We start from the raw sequence: 20,570 nt of genomic DNA, 5'->3' as shown, positions 1-20,570 counted from the left end.
AGAATGTATTTAGTATTAAAGGCAGGCTCTCTCACAAATATGGTTGCTTTTTTATCCATTTCGCTGCAGGCAAGCGCTGAGCGGCTTCTCCCGTCCCTTTATGAAATAATAATAGAGCCTAAAGATAAAAAAGTTGCTGTCCGGCTTTTCTTTCACTATGATAACAATATTGAAAGGTGCTGTCCGGGCTATACCGGAAGCACCTGCGGACTGAATGAAAGCGGCTATTCCGTGCGCTGCAGGCAAGACTGCAGTGAAAGAAGCAGCCGTTTGCACAGCCTGCATAATCGCAAACTGTTTTGTAGAAAGGATTCGGAGAAAATGTCATACGCACAGCAGATGCTTGAAAGTTTAGAAAAAGGGGAAGATCAAAAAGCGTTTTCCTTATTTAAGAAGGTTCAGTCGTTTTCTTCAGATGAAGAGAAATTTTCGCTGGCTGAACAATTGTATGGCTTAGGTTTTTTGGCAGAAGCGCAAAAGCTGTATCAAGGGCTTCTTGAAGCTTTTCCGGAGGAGGGAGAGCTGCGTGTCCTTCTTGCTGAAGTGCTCGTTGATATGGATAAAGAAGAGGAGGCTATGCTTCTTCTGGAACAGCTGAACCAGGCAGATGAAAACTATCCAAGGGCGCTCCTGCTGCTGGCGGATTTATATCAAATGCAGGGGCTATATGAAGTAAGCGAGCAAAAGCTGCAAGCGGCAAAGGAGCTGCTTCCTGATGAGCCGGTCATTCAATTTGCCCTTGCTGAATTTTACTCGGAACAGGGCCGGTTTTTGGAGGCTGTCCGCCTCTATAAGGAGTTGCTTGCCGGCGGCCAGGAAGAGATAGCCGGCATCTCCATTCACCAGCGTTTAGCTGAAGCATTAAGCGCAGGAGGGGCATTTGAAGAAAGCCTGGGGTTTTATGAAAAGGCGCTTGAAGGCCAATTGGAGATCAATACATTGTTTGGTTATGCTTTTACCGCTTTTCAAGCCGGCTTTTATCAAACAGCTATTGCCAAGTTTGAGGAATTAAAAGCGCTTGATCCGGACTATCATTCTATCTATCTCTATTTAGCAAAAGCTTATGAGCGGGAGGAGGAGCTAGAGAAAAGCATTGAAGCTGCGAAAGAAGGGCTTCGCCATGATGAATTTCATAAGGAGCTGCACTTCATTGCCGGCAAGCTGAGCTTAAAGCTGGGCAGAGAAGAAGAAGCAGAGCAATTTTTGCGCTCGGCCTTGGCATTAGATCCTGAGTTCTCAGAGGCTGCTCTTACTTTGAATAAGCTATTCTTTCATCAGGAGCGTTACGAGGATGTCTTGGAAATTACTGAACTGCTGAAACGCGAAGGAGAGTCGGATCCGCAGTTTCTATGGGATGAGGCAAAAGCTCTTAATGAATTAGAAAACTATAGTCAGGCATTAACTGCTTATGAGGAAGCATATAATTTCTTTAAGGATCAAGTGCACTTTTTGGAAGAATACAGTTATTTTCTGATGGAAGAAGGCAAGCGGCAAGAAGCGCGCCAAATCTTCCGCAAGCTGCTGCAAACTGATCCGGCGAATGAAGAATGGCTGCTGCTCATTGAGCGGCTTTCGGATTAATCCAACGACTATCTTCACAGAGGAGGGATTTACAAAATGGCTGCCCCTGTATCTGTTCATGAGAAAAAAGATTTTATCCGCTGGTTTTTAAATCACTATCAATTAAAGAGAAGAGAATCTGTCTGGATTTTAAATTATTTGATGAGCCACGATCAGCTTATGGAAAGAGTGCATTTTGTGGAAGACGCCCAATATTGCCCGAGAGGAATGATTATGTCTACTCATTGTGTGGATAGCGCGCCGTTTCGCTTTTTCAAAGAAAACATTATGACGACGGATGCAGAAAAATCCTTTCATGATATCCGGCTGAATAAAGAAGAAGATATTTATATTGAATTAAAGTTTAAATCGGCGAATGTCTCCCATCAGTATGCAGCGGTAATGGAGGAAAACCCGTTTATGCCGAGGAATTTGCGGATTACGGAAAAGGATAAAGTGCTTGCCGAGAATTTCCTCAAGGAAGGCATTTACCGTTTTCAGAAAGAGCGGCTGCTTGAAGAGATCGATCAAGCGCTAGACTGCGGGGATAAGGCGGCGTTTTTGAAGTTGACTGATCAATTGAATGCCTTAAAATAGTCTTTTGCCAAGGGCAAAAGACTTTATTTTTGTGTATGAAGCGTGCAAGAACGTTATACTGGATCATACCTTGTTCATCAACAAAGGTGATTCTTGTAAAAGCATTGTGCTACTATAAGACAGAGGTGAATGAAATGAATTGGAATGGCAAAGACACAGAAAGCTTTCAACAGCAAAAAGAGTATGTCGATACGGCTCTTGTGCCGCTCGTCCCGATTTCTTTTGAAAGCGACATGAAAGAAACTGCTTCGCAGCATGAATTTGTTCAGCTATTAACGATGCTGCTTGAGAAGCAATTCAAGGGCAGAATCCTGCTGATTCCTCCGTTTACGTATATCAAGCAGCAGGAGGAGGAGGAGAAGCTTGCTGCCTTAAAACGCTGGTCAGATGAAATCGACAACGCAGGGTTTAAGCACAAGCTATTTTTTACTTCTGACAGCAACTGGAAGCTTGCTGAAGACAAAATTGACGGCTCACTCGTCTGGGTGCCGGCTGTTCCGCTGGAGCATATGGAGGATTCGTACAAGTATTCATTGATTGAAGATCAGGCCAAGCAATTTGTCAATATTATCGTCCATAAATGGCAGCAGGATTTGTCATAATTCAGAAATTCGTCACACACTTTGACAGATTTTCGAACGCTGTGATATTGACCTGCTATCGAGTTTGGATTATCATAGTGATGTCCTAGTTTATGTTTGTGCGCTTATATTCATGTCCAGTGCGGACACAGCTTACAATAGAGGGGGGAAAAGAATGAGTAAACAACCTGTATCAAGACGTCAATTTCTTAACTATACACTGACAGGCGTTGGCGGCTTTATGGCAGCTGGCATGTTGATGCCAATGGTTCGTTTCGCAATTGATCCGGTTTTGGCGCATGGTGGAAAAGGCGAATACCACACTACGAAGCAAAAAGTGGATGAATTGTCTACGAAACCGACTCGTGTGGACTTCTCTTACGAACAAAAAGATGCATGGTACACATCCGAGGTTACACAAACGGCTTGGGTTTACAAAAACGAGAAAGGCGAAATCGTCGCTCTTTCACCTGTATGTAAACATTTAGGTTGTACGGTTGACTGGGAAGGAAGCGGTCACAAAAGTCAATTTTATTGTCCTTGCCATGGTGGATTATATGAAAAGAGCGGAAAAAACGTTCCAGGTACACCACCGACAAGACCGCTTGATCGGTACCAAACAAAAGTAAAAGACGGTTTCTTGCAGCTTGGCAAGCCAGAGCCACAAGATATTGCGTAAAGGAGGCGTAATTCATGCTAAACAAAATTTATGACTGGGTTGATGAGCGTTTAGATATTACGCCTTTGTGGCGGGATATTGCTGATCATGAAGTGCCTGAACACGTAAACCCGGCTCATCACTTTTCAGCTTTCGTTTACTGTTTTGGCGGATTAACATTTTTCGTAACGGTGATCCAGATTTTATCAGGAATGTTCTTAACTATGTACTACGTGCCTGATATTAAAAACGCCTGGGAATCCGTTTACTATCTGCAAAATGAAGTAGCATTTGGAATGATCGTGCGCGGTATGCACCACTGGGGTGCAAGTTTAGTTATCGTTATGATATTCTTACATACATTGCGTGTGTTCTTCCAAGGAGCTTACAAAAAACCTCGTGAACTGAACTGGGTAGTCGGCGTATTGATCTTCTTCGTTATGCTCGGCCTTGGTTTCACTGGCTATCTATTGCCATGGGATATGAAAGCGCTGTTCGCAACAAAAGTAGGTATCGAAATCGCTGCCTCTACTCCATTAATTGGGGAACAGGTAAAGATTTTGTTGGCGGGTCACCCAGATATCGTCGGTGCCCAAACGCTGACTCGTTTCTTTGCGATTCACGTGTTCTTCCTGCCGGCAGCATTGCTTGGCTTAATGGGAGCCCACTTCATCATGATTCGCAGACAAGGTATTTCTGGACCATTGTAAAATAAAAATTTTATTGAATGTGTAACGATCTTTTTAAAGGAGGGGAACGCCATGCATCGTGGAAAAGGGATGAAATTCGTTGGTGATTCGCGTGTCCCGGCAGTGCGCAAACCGAATATTCCGAAAGACTATTCGGAATATCCGGGAAAAACCGAAGCCTTTTGGCCGAACTTTTTATTAAAAGAGTGGATGGTTGGTGCCGTTTTCTTAATTGGTTATTTATGTTTGACAGTCGCGCATCCATCTCCGCTTGAGCGTGTCGCGGATCCAACGGATACAGGTTATATTCCGCTTCCAGACTGGTACTTTTTGTTTCTTTACCAGTTATTGAAATATACTTATGCTTCTGGTCCTTATAACGTTATTGGAGCTTTCGTTATTCCGGGACTTGCTTTCGGAGGACTTTTACTTGCTCCGTTTATTGACCGCGGACCAGAGCGCAGACCGATGAAACGTCCATTTGCGACTGGATTCATGATGCTTGCTTTAGTATCCGTTATTTTCTTAACTTGGGAATCTGTTGTTCACCATGATTGGGAAGCTGCTGAAGCCCAAGGTAAGATTGTGGAAGAAGCAGAATTTGACAAGAACGATGAAGGCTATAAAGTCTTTGCCGATCAGAAAAACGGCTGTATCAGCTGTCATGGGGAGAACTTGACTGGCGGTGCTGCTGCACCATCGCTTGTCGGCACAGGATTAAAGCCGGACGAAATCAAAAAGATTGCCAAAGAAGGGCGAGGCGCTATGCCTGCTGGATTGTTTAAAGGCACAGATGAAGAGCTCGACAAAATGGCAGAATTTATTTCTAACCTAAAATAATGAACGCGAAAGATGCCCTATGTTGAATAGGGCATCTTTTTTTCTATATAATGACAGTGAATCGTTCGAATTGAGCGTATGGATGAAGCAAAGAAGATAGGATGGTGCTGCGTTGCAATATGTATACTGGTTTTTAGCGAACAGAAAATTTTTGCTCCTGCTTTTTGTTATTAACTTAGTCGGTACGATTTACGGTTATATCTGGTATGCGCCGCAGCTGGCCCGCACCGATTGGTTTTTTTGGCCCTTTGTTCCTGATAGCCCGACGGCCAGCTTGTTTTTCACAATTGTTTTGCTTGGGTTTTTGTGGAGAAAGTCGTGGGGGCTTATGGAAGCGTTAGCGATTGTCACTTTATTTAAATACGGAATATGGGCAGTTGTTATGAATGGGCTCGTATGGAAGGTGACAGGCTATTTGCCATGGGAAGGGTATATGCTGATGGCCTCACATTTAGGCATGGCTGTGCAGGGGCTGCTTTATTCCCCGTTTTACCGGATAAAGCCGTGGCATTTAGCCATTGCTGCTCTTTGGGCTTTACACAATGAAATCATTGATTATGTATTTATGCAGTATCCCGTTTATTCGCAGTTGAATTTATACATTAAAGAAATTGGTTATTTTACTTTTTGGTTAAGTGTTCTTTCCATTTTCCTTGCTTGGTATTTAACCGTCAGGGAAAAGCGTGTCAAGTGGACGCTCTACTAGGGGGACGAAAGAAAAAAGACGCTGTAGCGGCTTCCCGGTCTTTGCGGAGAAGTTTCTCTTCTCGTTTTGTTCGCTCATGCATATATTAACAGCAGGAGCGGAGGAGGGAGAGAAATGAAAAAAATAAAGTGTTTGTTTCTTATTTGTTTCTTGTTTATCATTCCCATTCATACTCAGGCTAAGGATGCCGATGCCCGCCTTCTTAGATTCGATCAAATAGCCGGCCAGGCTCTAGAGTTGACAAAAGCCGGTCATTATGAAAATGCCCAAGCCCAGCTGAAAGCTGTCCAGCTTGAACTTGTACAACCCCAAGTTAAGGACAGTGAGCTTTCTGTGGAAGATTGGACGATTTTATCAACGGCTCTTGCTGAAGCGCTGCAAGTAATAGACTCTCCTGATGGAAAAGAAAGAGAAATTTTAGAAGCTGTTACAACGTTTCGGCTCGTAGCGGATGCAATTGTTTCCCGTTATCAGCCCTTGTGGATCGAAATGGAGCAGCCGGTTATGTCTTCTCTGCAATCTTTAAAAAATTCTTCAGTTACGGCTGATTCCTCGGCGTTTCATGAATCATTGAACCGGTTTTTAGCTAATTATTATATAATTCAGCCAAGCCTGCAGGTAGATGTTTCTGCAAATAAGGTCCGGCTGCTCGATGAACAAGTTCGCTACATGGAGCGCAATGGGGAGAAGCTATTGGGAGAAGCGACTGCTGAAGCTGAGATTCAAGAGCTTGAAAAGACTATGGAGAGGGTATTTGCCGAGATGAAGAAAGAGGATGCAGCCCAGCCTTCTCTTGGATGGGTCATCAGCATTACCGGCGGCATTATTATCATGACGCTGTCTTACGTCGGATGGAGGAAATATAAGGGAGAGAAGAAGGATGGAAGCACAGAGCAGAATAATTGATACAAAAACGGGAAGAGGATAAAATAAAAGAGAAGTGAATAACTATAGGGGGTAACACTAAACGATGAGTTTTCTTCTTTACTTTCTTCTTCTTATCCTCGTTCCACTCTGGGCACAAATGAAAGTAAAAAGCACATACAGCAAATATTCACGCGTTCCTGTTTCTACCGGCATTACCGGGGCGCAATCTGCCCGGCGAATTTTGGACGAAAACGGTCTCCCGCATGTAAAAGTCGTAGAGACACGAGGTTTTTTAAGCGACCATTACAATCCTATGACAAAAACGGTTCATCTTTCTCCAAATAACTACCATGGTCATTCGATTGCGGCAGCTGCTGTCGCAGCCCACGAAGTCGGCCACGCGATTCAAGATAAAGAAGGGTATGCTTTTCTGCGTTTCCGGCATGCGCTTGTGCCGGTAGCTAATATCGGATCCAACTTGTCATGGATTTTCATTATGATTGGGCTATTTACATCGATGACGGGCGCCTTTATGATCGGGATTATTTTAATGGCGGCAGCTGTTTTGTTTCAGCTAGTTACGCTGCCTGTTGAATTTAATGCCTCCTCCCGTGCGATGGACCAAGTCGTTTCATCGGGAATTATCCGTAATACAGAGGAGCGGGAGGCGCGTAAAGTGTTGAATGCAGCAGCGATGACGTATGTTGCGGCAGCGGCAGTAGCCGTGCTTGAGCTCGCCCGTCTAATCTTTATCTTTACAGGCATGCAGCGCAGCGAGGAGTAAGGTGAAGCGTCGGCTTTGCTTTAGCAACTGTTCTTTCCGGTACAGCCGTGAAAGAAGAAAAGCAGGAAGACCCCAGGCCTTCCTGCTTTTTTATATTTCAATGGGTTGTTTGTTCTCATCAAGAGTAAAGCCTTCGCCGAGCACATCATGAACAACCGTTACGGAAACAAAAGCATGCGGATCAACCGAGTTAATAATGTTCTTAAGGCGGACAATTTCATTTTTGCCAACAACGCAGTAGAGAACTTCACGTTCCTGCTGTGTAAATGCGCCGTGGCCTCTTAAAACGGTAACACCTCGTTCCATTTGCTTTGTAATTTTCTCGGCAATTTCATCATGCCGGCTGGAAATAATCATTGCTCCTCTGGCTGCATAAGCGCCTTCCTGCATAAAGTCAATGACGCGGGCACCGACGAACACAGCAACAAGGGTATACATGGCCTGCCGGTAATCAAGGTATGTCAGTGAAGCGGTAATCACGACAGCATCAAATAAAAACATTGTTTTCCCCATGCTGACGCTTCGATATTTATGAACGAGGCGGGCAATAATATCCACTCCCCCGGTCGTTCCGCCGTAACGGAAAATAATTCCAAGTCCGACTCCGATAAAGACACCGGCAAATAAAGCAGCGAGAAATAAATCGTCATGCAGCGGAATAGGCAGCTGATACCGCTGGAAAACCCATAAAAAAACGGAAACGCTTACCGTACCGATTACTGTATAAAAGAAAGGCGTCCGTCCCAGCAGCCTCCAGCCAATGAGAAAAATAGGAATGTTAAGAACTAAGTTGGAGTAGGACGGATCAATATTATATAAATTGTACAGTAAAAGTGTGACACCGGTAAAACCGCCTTCTGCCAGCTTATTTTCCATATTAAAATGAACAAGGCCAAAACTGTAAATGGCGCTGCCAAGCAGAATGAAGAAAATGTTTTTAAATTTCATGCCAAACATCATAGGGGAACCACCTTTATATTCAAAATTAAGACAACTGCCGGTAACTGACATTATATATTAACAATATGGCATCCTACAATAAGGAATAGAGAGGGCAGAAGGATAAATTCATTGTCAACTACTTAAGAATTAGCTAACATAAAATTATTAAAGGAAGAAAGCAGGGAAGACATGGATAAGACAATCAAAGAAATGCAAAAAGAAGTCGATGAGTACATTAGCCAATTTAAAGAAGGCTATTTCAGCCCGCTTGCCATGATGGCCCGTTTGACAGAAGAGCTGGGGGAGCTGGCGCGTGAAGTGAACCATCATCATGGGGAGAAACCTAAGAAAGCAACCGAAGAGGCAAAAACAATTGCAGAGGAGCTTGGTGACTTGCAATTTGTCATCGTCTGTTTAGCCAATTCATTAAATATTGATTTAGAGGCAGCTCATAAGCAAGTGATGGAGAAGTTTAATACAAGAGATAAAGATCGCTGGACGAGAAAAGAGGGGGAATAAATGATGGAATCAATTAAAGTTATTATCGCCGGGCCGCGCGGCAGAATGGGAAAAGAAGCGGTTTATATGGTGGAGAAAGCTGAAAATTTGCAGCTGACGGCTGTTTTGGATCGCAAGTATAACCGCCAGTCCTTAAGTGATCTTGAAGGGTTTGCAGGAATAGATGCCCCTGTGTTCACAGATATTCACGAATGTTTTAGCGAGGTAGAAGCCGATGTGCTGATTGACTTAACAACGCCAGAAACGGGATATATACATACAAAAACTGCATTGGAACATAATATTCGGCCGGTTGTCGGTACAACAGGGCTTACAGAAGAGCAATTGACAGAACTAAAAAAGCTTTCTGAGGAAAAAGGCCTTGGCTGCATTATTGCCCCTAACTTTGCCATTGGGGCAGTATTAATGATGAAGTTTTCGCAAATGGCTGCTAAGTATTTTCAAAATGTGGAGATTATTGAGCTGCACCATGACCGGAAGCTGGATGCTCCATCTGGAACCGCTATTAAAACCGCTCAAATGATTGCTGCAGTAAGGGAGAAGAAGCAGCAAGGCCATCCGGAAGAAAAAGAAACAATGACGGGTGCGCGTGGAGCAGATATGGAAGGCATGCATCTTCACAGCGTCCGTTTGCCGGGACTCGTTGCCCATCAGCAGGTGTTGTTTGGAGCAGATGGCGAAACGCTCACAATCCGCCATGATTCTTATAATCGCGCTTCATTTATGTCAGGCGTCAAAATGTGCGTAGAAACAGTCATGAAGGTGGAAACGCTGATTTACGGCATGGAAAATATTTTAGACTGAGGAGACGCTTATGAAAATCGCTTTAATTGCCCATGATGAGAAAAAAGATGATTTAATCCAATTTTTTTTGGAGCATGCAGATGTCTTTTCAGAGCATGAGCTCTTCGCCACTGGCACGACCGGGCGGCGGCTGATGAAGGCCTCAGGGCTGTCGATCCACTGTTTTCAATCGGGCCCGCTTGGCGGAGACCAGGAAATCGGAGCGAGCATTGCCAGAGGAGAAATGGACTTAGTTTTCTTTTTCAGAGATCCGCTGACGGCCCAGCCGCATGAGCCGGATGTTTCGGCACTTGTACGGCTTTGTGATGTATACACAGTGCCGCTCGCTACCAATATTGGCACTGGAACGATTTTAGCAGAAGGACTGAAGCGGGGCGATTTTGATCAACTACAAGGAAAGAGGCCTACTTATGGAAACAGTTAAAGCAGACATTCTTGCTTTCGGCGCTCATGCCGATGATATTGAGATCGGCATGGGCGGAACAGCTGCCAAGTATGCGGCTGCCGGAAAAAAAGTCATTTTCTGCGATTTGACAAAAGCGGAACTGTCATCGAACGGTACAGTTGCTTCCCGGTTGGCAGAAGCGAAAGAAGCAGCCTCCCTTCTCGGTGTTTATGAGAGAGTGGGTCTGGATTTGCCTGATAGGGGCCTTTTTTTAACGGAGGAGGCCATTCGGGCGGTAGCTGAGATGATTCGCCGTTACCGTCCGACAGTTATTTTTGCCCCTTATGAAAAAGACCGCCATCCTGATCATGGCGCCTGCTCCCGCATCGTCCAGGAAGCTTTTTTTTCTGCCGGGATCAGAAAATATCAAACGCCCGGCCATGAAGGCGCTCATAAAGCCAGCCGATTGTATTTTTATATGATTAATGGCTTTCACCATCCTGATTTTTGTATAGATATCAGTAACTTCATGGATAGGAAAAAACAAAGCCTGCGTGCGTACGAAAGTCAATTCGAAATCGGAGCGCACTCTGTTGCGACACCCTTAACGAATGGCTATATCGAAGCGGTGGAAGCAAGGGACCGCCTGATGGGCAAAGAAGTAGGGCGGACATTTGCAGAAGGTTTTCTGACAAACGTCCCGCTAGTATTAGAACAAGATTTGATTGGGGATTTAGAATGAAATTAAAAATAGGAATTACGTGTTACCCCACTGTTGGCGGTTCCGGAGTAGTGGCATCAGAGCTGGGAAAGCTGCTCGCAGAAAAAGGGCATGAAATTCATTTTATTACAACTGGCCGTCCGTTTAGATTAAACCGGATGTATCCTAATATTTATTTTCATCAAGTAGACGTGAATCAATACTCTGTTTTTCAATATCCGCCATATGAGATCGCGTTAGCTAATAAAATTGCTGAAATTATTAAAAGGGAAGAGCTTGATATTTTACATGTGCACTATGCGATTCCGCATGCCGTTTGCGCCATTCTTGGCCGGCAAATCGCACGTTCCAGCATTAAAATTGTGACTACACTTCATGGCACGGACATTACTGTGCTTGGCCATGATCCTTCTCTGTCGGCAGCTATCCGCTTTGGCATTGAAGAATCAGATGCTGTAACAGCCGTTTCCCATGCGCTGATCTCTCAGACGATGGATGTCATTTATCCAAAGAAGAAGATTCAGCCGATTTACAACTTTATCGATGAACGGGTTTATCGGAAAAGACCGGCCAATGACCAGCTGCGTCACGAACTGGGAATTGCCGATGAAGATAAAGTGATCATGCATGTGTCGAACTTCCGAAGCGTCAAGCGGGTTCCTGATGTAGTCCGTGTCTTTAAACGGGTGAGGGAGAAGATGCCGGCAAAGCTGCTTCTAGTTGGCGATGGGCCGGAAATGACAATCGTCTGCAAGCTTGTTTCCGAGCTGCAGCTTGAGGGAAGCGTCCTGTTTCTTGGCAAGCAAGATAATTTAGAAGAGCTGTACGCACTCAGCGACCTTTTGCTGCTGCTCTCTGAAAAGGAAAGCTTTGGTCTTGTGCTATTAGAGGCGATGGCTTGCGGTGTGCCTTGCATCGGTACAAATGTCGGCGGTATCCCGGAGGTTATTGAACATGGAAGAAACGGTTTTACCTCTGAGTTAGGAGATATCGAGTCGATGACAGCACAAGCCCTGCAGCTGCTGACGGATGAAGAGTTTTATCAAAAGGCCAGTGAACAGGCGCTAAAAACAGTGCAAACGCGCTTTGATTCACAAAAAATTGTTCATGAATATGAAACGCTGTATTTTAACCTGCTTCTCGAACAGGCAGGTGCCGGTCATGAATAACCAATCGATGTTTGAACAGGCCGCCCCGCTGCTTGCTGAGTTGGAGAAGGCGGGGTTTGCTGCTTATTATGTCGGAGGAGCTGTCAGGGATTATTTATTGGACCGTCCAATTGGAGATGTTGATATTGCAACCGCCGCATTGCCGGAAGAGGTGAAGCAGATCTTTCCGAAAACAGTTGATGTGGGAATTGAACATGGAACTGTGCTTGTAATTTGGAAGGGAGAAGGTTATGAAATCACTACCTTTCGAACAGAGTCGGAGTATAAGGACTTTCGTCGTCCTGACAAAGTGTCGTTCGTCCGAACACTGGAGGAGGACTTACAGCGAAGAGATTTTACGATGAATGCAATGGCCATGGACCGGTTTGGAACGATTATAGACCCTTTTAACGGCAGGGAAGCTTTAAAGTTAGGATATATTCAAACGGTCGGCGATGCCAATGAGCGGTTTTCAGAAGATGCCCTCCGCATGATGAGGGCGGCCCGGTTTGCTAGCCAGCTCGGGTTTCGGCTGCACGAGCAAACGAAAGAGGCGCTTAGCCGCTGTGCCCCGCTATTGAAGCATATTGCTGTTGAACGGAAATTAATGGAGATGAATAAACTGTTCGCCGGAAGAAAAGCGGCAGAGGGTCTACAGGTCATGCTTGAAGGCGGCTTGCTTGCTTACTTGCCAGGTCTTTGCGGCCAGGAAAAACTGCTTGAGCAAATGCTTACTTATGATCTTAGCCGATTAACCGCCAGCCAAAAGTGGCTTTTGCTGCTTGTTCTCCTTACACCGGACAAGCCGCTGGATTGGCTGAAGGCCTGGCGGATGCCTGCTAAAAAAATAAAGCATATAGCTGGAACCTACGAATGGTCGCTGAAACAGCGCCTTTGCGGCTGGTCCGACTTAGCCTTATATGAGGCAGGGGTTGAACGGGCAGTGGATGCAGAAGCGGTAAATGCCCTTTTATGCGGCCGTTCTGCCAGCCTGGAAGAGCTTAGAGAGCGTCATAACTCCCTTCCAATCAGAGACAGGAAGGAGCTTGCGGTCACCGGTCAAGAGTTAAAAGCATGGAAAAATGAAGCAGGCGGTCCGTGGATGAAAAGCTATTTGGAGAGAATTGAACGGGCTGTTGTCGAAAAAACTGTAGAAAATGACCCAGAAAAAATAAAGGAGTGGCTAGAAGCGTGCAATCTTCTGTAAAACAGCAGTTATTAGAAGCATTCTCAAAGGCCGATGGAGAGTTTGTATCCGGCCAGGCGCTTGCGGAAATTCTTGGCTGTTCGCGGACAGCCATCTGGAAGCATATTGAATCGCTGCGTCAGGAAGGCTTTGAGCTAGAAGCAGTAAGAAAAAAAGGGTATCGCATTTTAACCAAGCCGGATAAAGTAACAGAAAATGAAATTTTAATTGGCTTGCAAACGGAGTGGCTTGGCAAAGAAATTCTAGCGCTGGATTCTACTCCTTCTACTCAAAAGGAAGCCCATCGCTTGGCGCAGGAGCCCTTTAAGGAAGGAACCATCGTCATTGCAGAAGAACAAACAGCCGGACGGGGCCGGATGACAAGAGCCTGGCATTCTCCAAAATACACGGGCATTTGGATGAGTGTTCTTTTGCGGCCATCCTTGCCTCCTTACAAGGCCCCGCAATTTACCTTGATCACCGCTGTGGCGATTGTCGAAGCTATCATGGAAGTGACTGGATTGCAGCCGGAAATTAAATGGCCTAATGACATTTTGTTAAACGGAAAGAAGATTACTGGCATCTTAACGGAGCTGCAGGCGGATGCAGACCAGATTCATTCTATCATTATCGGTATCGGCATTAATGTGAACCAAAAAGAATTTCCTGATGAACTCAAAGAAATTGCCACATCTCTTGCTATTGAAAAAGGAGAAGCTGTGTCACGCTCCCAATTAGTTCAGGAGATTTTAAAAAAACTTGAGGGATACTATGAAGAATACATGAAGGAAGGATTTGCTAACATTAAAAAATGCTGGGAGAAATATGCGCTTTCTATCGGCAAAAAGATCACCGCCCGGACGGTGACCGGCACGCTGCATGGCAAAGCACTTGGCATTACTGAAGAAGGCGTATTAAAGCTGCTTGATGAGGAAGGAACCATCCACGATATTTACTCAGCGGATATTGAAATTGATAAAAAAGAAGAATAATATTTCTATAAAAGCTGTCCGGCCGGGAGATTAAGCCTCTATCTGCCGGACAGCTTTTGCTGCTTTGCTGGTCGTTCTTTAACGGGGATTACTTGCTGGCGGCATCGTTCGGTAATATAAGCAGCCGATCATCTTCTTCAGAAGGCGTGCCCCGGCCATCCGTATTATTAGTTGCCACGTACACGTATTTCCCATTAACGTATACGTCTCTAAGGCGGCCTGCGTTTTCGAGCGGGACGGTGAGTTCTTTCTGCTGAAGATCGAGGGAGAGCAGTTTTTCTCCTCTAAGGGTAGCGATAAAGAGCCGGCCGTTGCTGTAAGCAATTCCAGATGGCGCCCAGGTTTCTTCTCCAGAGTGGATAAGCGGTGCCTCCATTCCTGCCTTGTGCTCTTCTCCTTCGATAAGCGGCCATCCATAATTTTTTCCGGCTTCAATTCGATTTATTTCATCATGCGCACTTTGCCCGTGTTCAGCCGCATACATCGTTCCATCTGTATCCCAAGCCATGCCTTGCGGGTTGCGATGGCCATAAGAAAAAACGTATGAGCCATTGAAGGGGTTGTCCTCAGGAACAGAGCCATCGACATTCAACCGCAAAATTTTTCCGGCCAGCTGCTGCTTATCTTGGGCGGATTCTTTAACGCCGGCATCTCCTGCTGTGGCAAACAGCTTGCCGTCAGGACCGATGGCGAGGCGTCCGCCATTATGGATCGGACCGCCGGGAATATCGGCCAGCAGCTCCTTAGTTTCCCGCCAAATGTCCGGCTGCTTTTTAATTTGGACGATCCGATTCATGATTTTTCCTTTTTTTAAATAGGTATGATAGGCGTAAGCAAGCTTGTTTTTGGAAAAATCATCGTCCAGCACAAAACCCAATAGACCGCCTTCTCCTTCATGAAGGACCGGCTCGTTTAATTGAAGCTCCATCCTTTTTTTCTTTCCATCCCCGTCAATTTGAATAATAGTGCCTTTACGCTCGGTGATAAAAAAGCTTTCATCCTGCTTGGCAATGGTCCAGGGCACCTCTAAGTTGTCTGCTGCGACTTTTGTTTGGCTAGATGAACTGGCTGGAGCCGTTTCTGAAGAATCCGTTTGATCAGACGCAGAGCATCCGGAAAACAGCAGAACAGCAGCCAAAAGCCCCTTCTTCATTTTCACACCCCCATGTTCGCTTTGTTCCTCATATTATCATGAGCCGATCAATTTACAATAGTCAAAAAAAAAAGATGTTGTTATAATGAAGGCGGGCAGTATCTGAAGAAAGAACTGCACTTGTCTGACGTTTAGCCGCTGGCACAATGAAATAAGCGAAAGTTCTGCCTTGATCCAAATTGGACAGGGACAGAGGGTCGAAACAACGAATCTGATTATTCGGGTCCTTCTGTCTGAAGGACCCTTTTTATTTACTCATTGTTTCGTCTCCTCTGATGAAAAAAGGAGGAAGCGTGCATGAAGCAAACGAGTGACTTTATCAAGATGAAAAAGAACGGGGAAAAGATTGCGATGATTACTGCGTATGATTATCCCTCTGCCAAGCTGTCTGAAGAAGGCGGAGCGGATATCCTTTTAGTCGGTGATTCGCTCGGGATGGTCGTGCTTGGTTATGAATCGACCGTTCCAGTGACGCTCGATGATATGATTCATCATACGAAGGCGGTCAAAAGAGGGGCGAAAGAGACTTTTATCGTCACTGATCTGCCTTTTATGTCTTATCATATCAGCCGGGAGGAGACTATGCGGGCAGCGAGAGCGTTGATGCAGGAAGCGGGTGCCCATGCCGTCAAAATAGAAGGCGGCGAAGAGGCAGAAGAAGCGATCCGCGATCTGACGCGCGCGGGTGTGCCAACAGTGGCTCACCTAGGTTTGACACCGCAATCTGTAGGCGTTCTCGGCGGATATAAAGTGCAGGGCAAGACAGCAGAAGCGGCCAGAAAGCTGCTCGAGGATGCGAAGAAGCTGGAGCAGGCAGGTGCTTTTATGGCGGTGCTGGAATGTGTTCCTCGCCAGATTGCTGCTGAGGTCGCAGGTGCTCTTACTATTCCTGTTATTGGCATAGGGGCAGGCAAGGAAACAGATGGACAGGTGCTTGTCTACCATGATTTGATTCAATATGGTGTGAGCCGGACGCCGAAATTTGTGAAATCGTATAGCAATGTGAACGATCAGATTGCTCCAGCCATTTCCACCTATGTGACAGAAGTGAAAAGCGGAGCGTTTCCCGGACAGGAGCATACATTTACAATGAAAGAAGAAGAATTGGAAGCTTTATACGGAGGAGCGCGCTCATGAAAGTAGTAAAAACCATTCAAGAGTTAAAGGAATTTGTTCAGGCAGCAAAGAAAGCAGGACACCGGATCGGTCTCGTGCCAACAATGGGCTTTCTTCATGAGGGGCACCTCGCTTTGGTCCAAAAAGCGCGGGAGGAAAATGAAGCGGTCATTATGAGTATTTTTGTCAATCCGCTGCAATTCGGGCCAGATGAAGACTTTGAGCGTTATCCGCGGAACCTGGAGCGAGATGAGCAATTGGCTGCAGGGGCAGGGGTTGATTGTTTGTTTACTCCTGATGTGGAGGAAATGTATCCGGAGCCATCTATCATCGCAATGACCGTAACTTCAAGAACGGACAAGCTTTGCGGAGTCAAACGCCCTGGCCATTTTGACGGGGTTGTAACTGTCGTGACGAAGCTCTTTCACTTAGCTGAGCCCGATACCGCTTATTTCGGGTTAAAAGATGCCCAGCAGTTTGCGATTATTGACGGTTTGGTAAAGTCGTTGAATTTTCCCGTAAAGCTTGTCGGGGTAGATACGGTTCGTGAAGAAGACGGGCTTGCGAAGAGTTCCAGAAATGTCTACTTAACGGAAGAAGAACGCATGAAGGCTCCGCATTTGCAGCAGGCCCTTAAGCTTGGTGTCCAAGCAGCTGCGCAAGGAGAAGAAAACGTGCAAGCGATTGTTGATTTGACCATTTCCCATTTAACAGCTTATGCGGGCGCAGCGATTGACTACGTCGAATTGCTTTCCTATCCCGGCTTAATGCCGCTGAAAAAAGCAGAGGGGAAGATGATTTTGGCTGCGGCTGTGAAGTATTCAAAAGCCCGTTTAATTGATAACATTATTTTTACTGCTGGAGAGGAAGGCTGAGTATGTTTCGTACAATGATGAATGGAAAAATCCATCGCGCGACGGTGACGGAAGCAAATTTAAACTATGTTGGCAGCATTACGATCGATCAAAATTTACTGGATGCTGCCGGGATGATGGCAAATGAGAAAGTGCAAATCGTTAATAACAATAATGGGGCCCGTTTGGAAACTTATATTATCCCAGGCGAGCGCAACAGCGGCGTCATTTGTTTAAACGGGGCGGCAGCAAGACTTGTGCAGCCCGGCGATAAGGTGATTATTATCTCGTATGCAATGGTTGCTGAAGAGAAAGTAAAGGATCATCAGCCAAAAGTAGTGGTTGCTGGAGAAAATAATGAAATTGAACAGCTTCTTCACGAGGAAATCGCCGGTACCATCCTATAATGCCGATGCGGATGTAACAGCGTATATAGGTAAGCAGGATCAGCCGAGAGCCCGTTCTCTTTCACAGGAGAGAGGTTCTCGGCTTTTATGCTCGGATGAAAAAGCTTGCCGTTACAGAAAAAAGAAAGCGTGATTTATGAGCGAGCTTTTGTCTCTTCTGGCTCTCAGGCGAATCCATATGTTAAACTGGAAAGAGAAAGTTTAACAGAAAAAGGTGCGTAACCGACTATGAAGGATTTAAAATTTGTCGTAACCGACTTTGAAACGACCGGCCATGCGTCGAAAGGAAATGACCGCATTATCCAGGCCTCCTTTGTCGTAATTAAAAATAAACAAATTACCGGACAATACACTTCTTTTTTTAATCCGGAAGTGCCGATTCCCGCTTTCATCGAAGAGCTGACAGGCATTTCAGATGAACGAGTGAAAGATGCCCCGCTCTTTTATGAAGCGGCTAAGGAGATTCTGCCGCTGTTAGATGGGGCTGTTTTCGTCGCTCATAATGTTGCCTTTGATCTTCAATTCCTGCAATCCGAACTTGAAAGAGCCGGATACCGGACGTTTTCCGGTGCTGCTATTGATACGGTCGAGCTGGCGAGAATTGTTTGGCCGACATCGGACAGCTTTAAGCTGGGAGAATTGACAGGCAATCTGGGGCTGCAGCATGACCGTCCCCATCAGGCGGATAGTGATGCCTATGTAACAGCGGAAATGCTGTTGTTAATGATAGAGAAGCTTGAGGGCCTTCCGATGGTGACGCTTGAGCAGATGGCGCGTCTGGCTGTAAGGCTGAAGAGCGACATTTATTTACTGATTAAAGCGATTATTCAGGAGAAGCAATCCAATATTGAACAGCTTCCTGAACAGGTGGAAGTATATCGGGGTCTCGCTATGCGCAAAAAGAACATTGTAGGCAGGGTGATCGAAAAAACTCCGCCGGTTTATCCGGAAACAGACGAGGAGAAAGCGGCACTGATCGCGGCGATTCCTCATTTTGAGCTTCGTCAAAGCCAGGCAGACATGATGGATTTGATACACAACTCCATGCAAACGTCCAAGCATTTAGCGGTCGAAGCAGGAACCGGCACAGGGAAATCTCTCGGTTATCTCCTGCCGGCTGTCTATCAAAGCAAACAGGAGAAGGAGCCCGTGATCGTCAGCACTTATACGGTGATTTTGCAACAGCAGCTGCTGCAAAAGGAAATTCGCCAGCTGCAGCAAATCTGTCCGTTTCCGGTCACAGCCGCTGTATTGAAAGGCAGGAACCATTATATTGATCTGTACAAATTTTCGCAAAGCCTCAAAGCAACGAGCGATAATTATGATTTCACTCTCGCCAAGATGCAAATTTTGACGTGGCTGCTTGAAACGGAAACAGGAGATGTCGATGAAATTAACCTTTCCTCAGGCGGCGAGTTATTCTGGAATGACATTCGCCAGGATAATGATTATATGAATAAAGGGCGGAAAGCCTGGCTTGATAAAGATTTTTATTTGCATGCTAAAAAACAAGCAAAAGAAGCCGATATCGTTATCACTAACCATTCTCTGCTTGTAGCAGATTTGCTTGCTAAAAGCTCGTTTTTCCCCGCTTGCCGCCATATTATTGTGGATGAAGCTCATCATTTTGAACGGGCAGCAAGAGACCGCCTCGGTTTGTTCATTGACCAAATGACTTGTAAACAGCTCTTTGGGAAGATGGGGACCTATGAGCAAAAAGAATTATTTTACCATATGGAGAAGCTAGTCTCCAAATACGGGAAGAAAGACAAAGAAGATGGCCGCCTGGCTGTTAACCGCAAGCTGCAAGAGTTGCAATTTGAAAGTGACGAATGGTTTAAAGTCTTGCAAGTGTATTTTGAGAAGCATACGAAAAAGCGGACAGGAAACTGGCATCGGCGCCAATTGCGGCTGACGGATGAAGCAAGAAGCTTGCCTTATTGGGAGCATATTGAGTACGGGGCTGAGCGCATTGATGCTTTGATTGGAGAACTTATTCACTGGATGAAGCAGCGGCTGGATCAACTGTCTGAATTCCGGGAACAAATGACCGCTTCAGAACAAGTTAAGATGGATAGCTTTAAAGATGTAATCTCGGAATGGGAAGAATTGCAGCACACCCTTTTACGGCTGATTTTTCGGCCTGAAGAAGAGGAAGTCATTTGGATGGAAGGGGATAGCCGCTCGTTTGCCAATACATTTGTGATTAAGTCCCATCCAATGGAGGCAGCAAAAATGATTCAAGAGGCGCTCCTTCGGCAAAAGCATGTGGTGTTCACGTCGGCAACGCTGGCGGTTAACGGCTCTTTTCACTTCTTTACTGAAGAAACAGGGCTATCCTCCTTTGAGCATGAAGAGGCCATTTTGCCATCTCCGTTTGACTTTAAGCAAAATTGCCGAATGATCATTCCTAATGATGTGCCGGAAGTGAAAAGCGTCCATCAGGAAGAGTACATTGAATCGCTGGCTAACCACTTGACAGCAGTCGCTGAAGCAGCCAAAGGAAGAATGCTCGTGCTTTTCACTTCGTTTGATATGATGAAAAGAACGTATGATTTAATGAAAGACAGCGGTCTTCTCGATGACTATATTTTGCTGGCCCAGGGAATTACAACGGGCAGCCGCTCCCGTCTTACCCGCAATTTTCAGCGTTTCGACAAAGCCATTTTGTTTGGCACAAACAGCTTTTGGGAAGGAATTGATATTCCGGGAGAGGACTTATCTTGCCTTGTTATTGTGCGCCTGCCGTTTTCGCCGCCAGATGAGCCGTTCGCACAAGCGAAAAGCGAACAGCTGGCGCGTGCAGGAAAAAACGCTTTTTCCTCTTATTCCCTGCCTCAGGCTGTGTTGCGCTTCCGGCAAGGATTCGGCCGGTTAATCCGAAGCAGCACAGATCGTGGAATTATTATTGTGTTTGATCGGCGCATACAAACCAATCAGTATGGAAAAACGTTTTTGCAGTCGATTCCGGCGATTTCTATAGAAGAAGCTTCACTTGGCGAGGTTGTGTCTGTGATTGAAAAATGGCTGTGATTTCCGGCAGATGCCTGTGTTTATTTTA

Annotated in this window: 22 protein-coding genes; 20 read left to right on the top strand and 2 right to left on the bottom strand. The window is 45.6% G+C overall.

Annotated elements, in window-relative coordinates:
* Positions 1-3 precede the first annotated feature (3 nt).
* The 9 genes from BBA02S_RS07965 to BBA02S_RS07925 all read left to right on the top strand — a co-directional run bounded on the left by BBA02S_RS07965 (position 4) and on the right by BBA02S_RS07925 (position 7,282).
* Positions 4-1,581, top strand: a complete 1,578-nt coding sequence (locus BBA02S_RS07965) for a tetratricopeptide repeat protein (protein WP_306305175.1) — start codon at positions 4-6, stop codon at positions 1,579-1,581.
* A gap of 36 nt (positions 1,582-1,617) precedes the next feature.
* Positions 1,618-2,157, top strand: coding sequence for a ReoY family proteolytic degradation factor (locus BBA02S_RS07960; RefSeq protein ID WP_041096942.1), 540 nt, complete (start codon positions 1,618-1,620; stop codon positions 2,155-2,157).
* Positions 2,158-2,291: 134 nt separating this feature from the next.
* Entirely contained in the window at positions 2,292-2,759 is a 468-nt protein-coding gene (locus BBA02S_RS07955) for a YpiF family protein (protein WP_041113317.1), read from the top strand.
* A 154-nt stretch (positions 2,760-2,913) separates the two neighbouring features.
* On the top strand, positions 2,914-3,417 hold the full coding sequence (locus BBA02S_RS07950; protein ID WP_041096937.1) for a Rieske (2Fe-2S) protein: 504 nt from the start codon (positions 2,914-2,916) through the stop codon (positions 3,415-3,417).
* Between the two features lie 14 nt (positions 3,418-3,431).
* Positions 3,432-4,106, top strand: coding sequence for a menaquinol-cytochrome c reductase cytochrome b subunit (gene qcrB / locus BBA02S_RS07945; protein WP_041096935.1), 675 nt, complete (start codon positions 3,432-3,434; stop codon positions 4,104-4,106).
* A 51-nt stretch (positions 4,107-4,157) separates the two neighbouring features.
* Positions 4,158-4,925: a menaquinol-cytochrome c reductase cytochrome b/c subunit gene (locus BBA02S_RS07940; RefSeq protein WP_041096933.1), complete on the top strand. Its 768-nt coding sequence runs from the start codon at positions 4,158-4,160 to the stop codon at positions 4,923-4,925.
* Positions 4,926-5,037: 112 nt separating this feature from the next.
* Positions 5,038-5,631, top strand: coding sequence for a lipoprotein heptaprenylglyceryl N-acetyltransferase LhaT (gene lhaT, locus BBA02S_RS07935; protein ID WP_041113318.1), 594 nt, complete (start codon positions 5,038-5,040; stop codon positions 5,629-5,631).
* Positions 5,632-5,745: 114 nt separating this feature from the next.
* Complete coding sequence (locus BBA02S_RS07930) at positions 5,746-6,537, top strand: sporulation protein YpjB (protein ID WP_052475116.1); 792 nt, start codon at positions 5,746-5,748, stop codon at positions 6,535-6,537.
* A 64-nt stretch (positions 6,538-6,601) separates the two neighbouring features.
* Positions 6,602-7,282: a zinc metallopeptidase gene (locus BBA02S_RS07925; RefSeq protein ID WP_041096929.1), complete on the top strand. Its 681-nt coding sequence runs from the start codon at positions 6,602-6,604 to the stop codon at positions 7,280-7,282.
* 90 nt (positions 7,283-7,372) lie between these two features.
* Here the strand turns inward: BBA02S_RS07925 and BBA02S_RS07920 are convergent, their stop codons facing one another.
* Positions 7,373-8,242, bottom strand: a complete 870-nt coding sequence (locus tag BBA02S_RS07920) for a YitT family protein (protein WP_041096927.1) — start codon at positions 8,240-8,242, stop codon at positions 7,373-7,375.
* Positions 8,243-8,413: 171 nt separating this feature from the next.
* Here BBA02S_RS07920 and BBA02S_RS07915 point away from each other — a divergent pair, with 171 nt between their 5' ends.
* Genes BBA02S_RS07915 through BBA02S_RS07885 form a run of 7 tightly spaced genes read left to right on the top strand, consistent with a single transcriptional unit; the run spans position 8,414 to position 13,979 of the window.
* Positions 8,414-8,743, top strand: a complete 330-nt coding sequence (locus BBA02S_RS07915; RefSeq protein ID WP_041113319.1) for a nucleotide pyrophosphohydrolase — start codon at positions 8,414-8,416, stop codon at positions 8,741-8,743.
* Between the two features lie 3 nt (positions 8,744-8,746).
* A complete protein-coding gene (gene dapB / locus BBA02S_RS07910) occupies positions 8,747-9,547 on the top strand; it encodes a 4-hydroxy-tetrahydrodipicolinate reductase (protein WP_041113414.1) in 801 nt (266 codons plus the stop codon).
* Between the two features lie 10 nt (positions 9,548-9,557).
* On the top strand, positions 9,558-9,971 hold the full coding sequence (gene mgsA, locus BBA02S_RS07905; protein ID WP_041096923.1) for a methylglyoxal synthase: 414 nt from the start codon (positions 9,558-9,560) through the stop codon (positions 9,969-9,971).
* Positions 9,958-10,674: a bacillithiol biosynthesis deacetylase BshB1 gene (gene bshB1 / locus BBA02S_RS07900; RefSeq protein ID WP_041096921.1), complete on the top strand. Its 717-nt coding sequence runs from the start codon at positions 9,958-9,960 to the stop codon at positions 10,672-10,674. Before mgsA ends, bshB1 begins: the two co-directional genes overlap by 14 nt.
* Positions 10,671-11,822, top strand: a complete 1,152-nt coding sequence (gene bshA / locus BBA02S_RS07895; RefSeq protein WP_041096919.1) for an N-acetyl-alpha-D-glucosaminyl L-malate synthase BshA — start codon at positions 10,671-10,673, stop codon at positions 11,820-11,822. Before bshB1 ends, bshA begins: the two co-directional genes overlap by 4 nt.
* Positions 11,815-13,008 (top strand): CCA tRNA nucleotidyltransferase, encoded by a 1,194-nt coding sequence (locus BBA02S_RS07890; protein WP_041113320.1) that lies wholly within the window; start codon positions 11,815-11,817, stop codon positions 13,006-13,008. Before bshA ends, BBA02S_RS07890 begins: the two co-directional genes overlap by 8 nt.
* On the top strand, positions 12,993-13,979 hold the full coding sequence (locus BBA02S_RS07885; RefSeq protein ID WP_174521402.1) for a biotin--[acetyl-CoA-carboxylase] ligase: 987 nt from the start codon (positions 12,993-12,995) through the stop codon (positions 13,977-13,979). Before BBA02S_RS07890 ends, BBA02S_RS07885 begins: the two co-directional genes overlap by 16 nt.
* A gap of 88 nt (positions 13,980-14,067) precedes the next feature.
* Here the strand turns inward: BBA02S_RS07885 and BBA02S_RS07880 are convergent, their stop codons facing one another.
* Entirely contained in the window at positions 14,068-15,132 is a 1,065-nt protein-coding gene (locus BBA02S_RS07880) for a PQQ-dependent sugar dehydrogenase (protein WP_041113322.1), read from the bottom strand.
* A gap of 297 nt (positions 15,133-15,429) precedes the next feature.
* On the opposite strand from BBA02S_RS07880, the gene panB reads away from it, so the two are divergent.
* From panB to dinG, 4 genes are all read left to right on the top strand, one after another.
* The gene (gene panB / locus BBA02S_RS07875) at positions 15,430-16,269 is read left to right on the top strand and encodes a 3-methyl-2-oxobutanoate hydroxymethyltransferase (RefSeq protein ID WP_041096911.1); all 840 of its coding nucleotides are present in this window, start codon (positions 15,430-15,432) and stop codon (positions 16,267-16,269) included.
* Positions 16,266-17,123: a pantoate--beta-alanine ligase gene (panC, locus tag BBA02S_RS07870; protein ID WP_041096909.1), complete on the top strand. Its 858-nt coding sequence runs from the start codon at positions 16,266-16,268 to the stop codon at positions 17,121-17,123. The genes panB and panC overlap by 4 nt, the downstream gene beginning before the upstream one ends.
* Before the next feature lie 2 nt (positions 17,124-17,125).
* Positions 17,126-17,509, top strand: a complete 384-nt coding sequence (gene panD, locus BBA02S_RS07865; protein WP_041096907.1) for an aspartate 1-decarboxylase — start codon at positions 17,126-17,128, stop codon at positions 17,507-17,509.
* 228 nt (positions 17,510-17,737) lie between these two features.
* Positions 17,738-20,542, top strand: a complete 2,805-nt coding sequence (gene dinG, locus BBA02S_RS07860; protein ID WP_041096905.1) for an ATP-dependent DNA helicase DinG — start codon at positions 17,738-17,740, stop codon at positions 20,540-20,542.
* Positions 20,543-20,570 lie beyond the last annotated feature (28 nt).

Origin of the sequence: Bacillus badius NBRC 15713 (assembly GCF_001591605.1) — a bacterium.
GTDB classification, from domain to species: domain Bacteria; phylum Bacillota; class Bacilli; order Bacillales; family Domibacillaceae; genus Pseudobacillus; species Pseudobacillus badius.
This window is presented reverse-complemented; position numbering and strand designations above follow the sequence as displayed.

Excerpts from the sequence above, each read along its gene's own strand:
- BBA02S_RS07965 (WP_306305175.1), top strand. The coding sequence starts at position 4 with ATGTATTTAGTATTAAAGGCAGGCTCTCTCACAAATATGGTTGCTTTT.
- BBA02S_RS07960 (WP_041096942.1), top strand. The coding sequence starts at position 1,618 with ATGGCTGCCCCTGTATCTGTTCATGAGAAAAAAGATTTTATCCGCTGG.
- BBA02S_RS07955 (WP_041113317.1), top strand. The coding sequence starts at position 2,292 with ATGAATTGGAATGGCAAAGACACAGAAAGCTTTCAACAGCAAAAAGAG.
- BBA02S_RS07950 (WP_041096937.1), top strand. The coding sequence starts at position 2,914 with ATGAGTAAACAACCTGTATCAAGACGTCAATTTCTTAACTATACACTG.
- qcrB (WP_041096935.1), top strand. The coding sequence starts at position 3,432 with ATGCTAAACAAAATTTATGACTGGGTTGATGAGCGTTTAGATATTACG.
- BBA02S_RS07940 (WP_041096933.1), top strand. The coding sequence starts at position 4,158 with ATGCATCGTGGAAAAGGGATGAAATTCGTTGGTGATTCGCGTGTCCCG.
- BBA02S_RS07930 (WP_052475116.1), top strand. The coding sequence starts at position 5,746 with ATGAAAAAAATAAAGTGTTTGTTTCTTATTTGTTTCTTGTTTATCATT.
- BBA02S_RS07925 (WP_041096929.1), top strand. The coding sequence starts at position 6,602 with ATGAGTTTTCTTCTTTACTTTCTTCTTCTTATCCTCGTTCCACTCTGG.
- BBA02S_RS07920 (WP_041096927.1), bottom strand. The coding sequence starts at position 8,242 with ATGATGTTTGGCATGAAATTTAAAAACATTTTCTTCATTCTGCTTGGC.
- BBA02S_RS07915 (WP_041113319.1), top strand. The coding sequence starts at position 8,414 with ATGGATAAGACAATCAAAGAAATGCAAAAAGAAGTCGATGAGTACATT.
- dapB (WP_041113414.1), top strand. The coding sequence starts at position 8,747 with ATGGAATCAATTAAAGTTATTATCGCCGGGCCGCGCGGCAGAATGGGA.
- mgsA (WP_041096923.1), top strand. The coding sequence starts at position 9,558 with ATGAAAATCGCTTTAATTGCCCATGATGAGAAAAAAGATGATTTAATC.
- bshB1 (WP_041096921.1), top strand. The coding sequence starts at position 9,958 with ATGGAAACAGTTAAAGCAGACATTCTTGCTTTCGGCGCTCATGCCGAT.
- bshA (WP_041096919.1), top strand. The coding sequence starts at position 10,671 with ATGAAATTAAAAATAGGAATTACGTGTTACCCCACTGTTGGCGGTTCC.
- BBA02S_RS07890 (WP_041113320.1), top strand. The coding sequence starts at position 11,815 with ATGAATAACCAATCGATGTTTGAACAGGCCGCCCCGCTGCTTGCTGAG.
- BBA02S_RS07880 (WP_041113322.1), bottom strand. The coding sequence starts at position 15,132 with ATGAAGAAGGGGCTTTTGGCTGCTGTTCTGCTGTTTTCCGGATGCTCT.
- panB (WP_041096911.1), top strand. The coding sequence starts at position 15,430 with ATGAAGCAAACGAGTGACTTTATCAAGATGAAAAAGAACGGGGAAAAG.
- panC (WP_041096909.1), top strand. The coding sequence starts at position 16,266 with ATGAAAGTAGTAAAAACCATTCAAGAGTTAAAGGAATTTGTTCAGGCA.
- panD (WP_041096907.1), top strand. The coding sequence starts at position 17,126 with ATGTTTCGTACAATGATGAATGGAAAAATCCATCGCGCGACGGTGACG.
- dinG (WP_041096905.1), top strand. The coding sequence starts at position 17,738 with ATGAAGGATTTAAAATTTGTCGTAACCGACTTTGAAACGACCGGCCAT.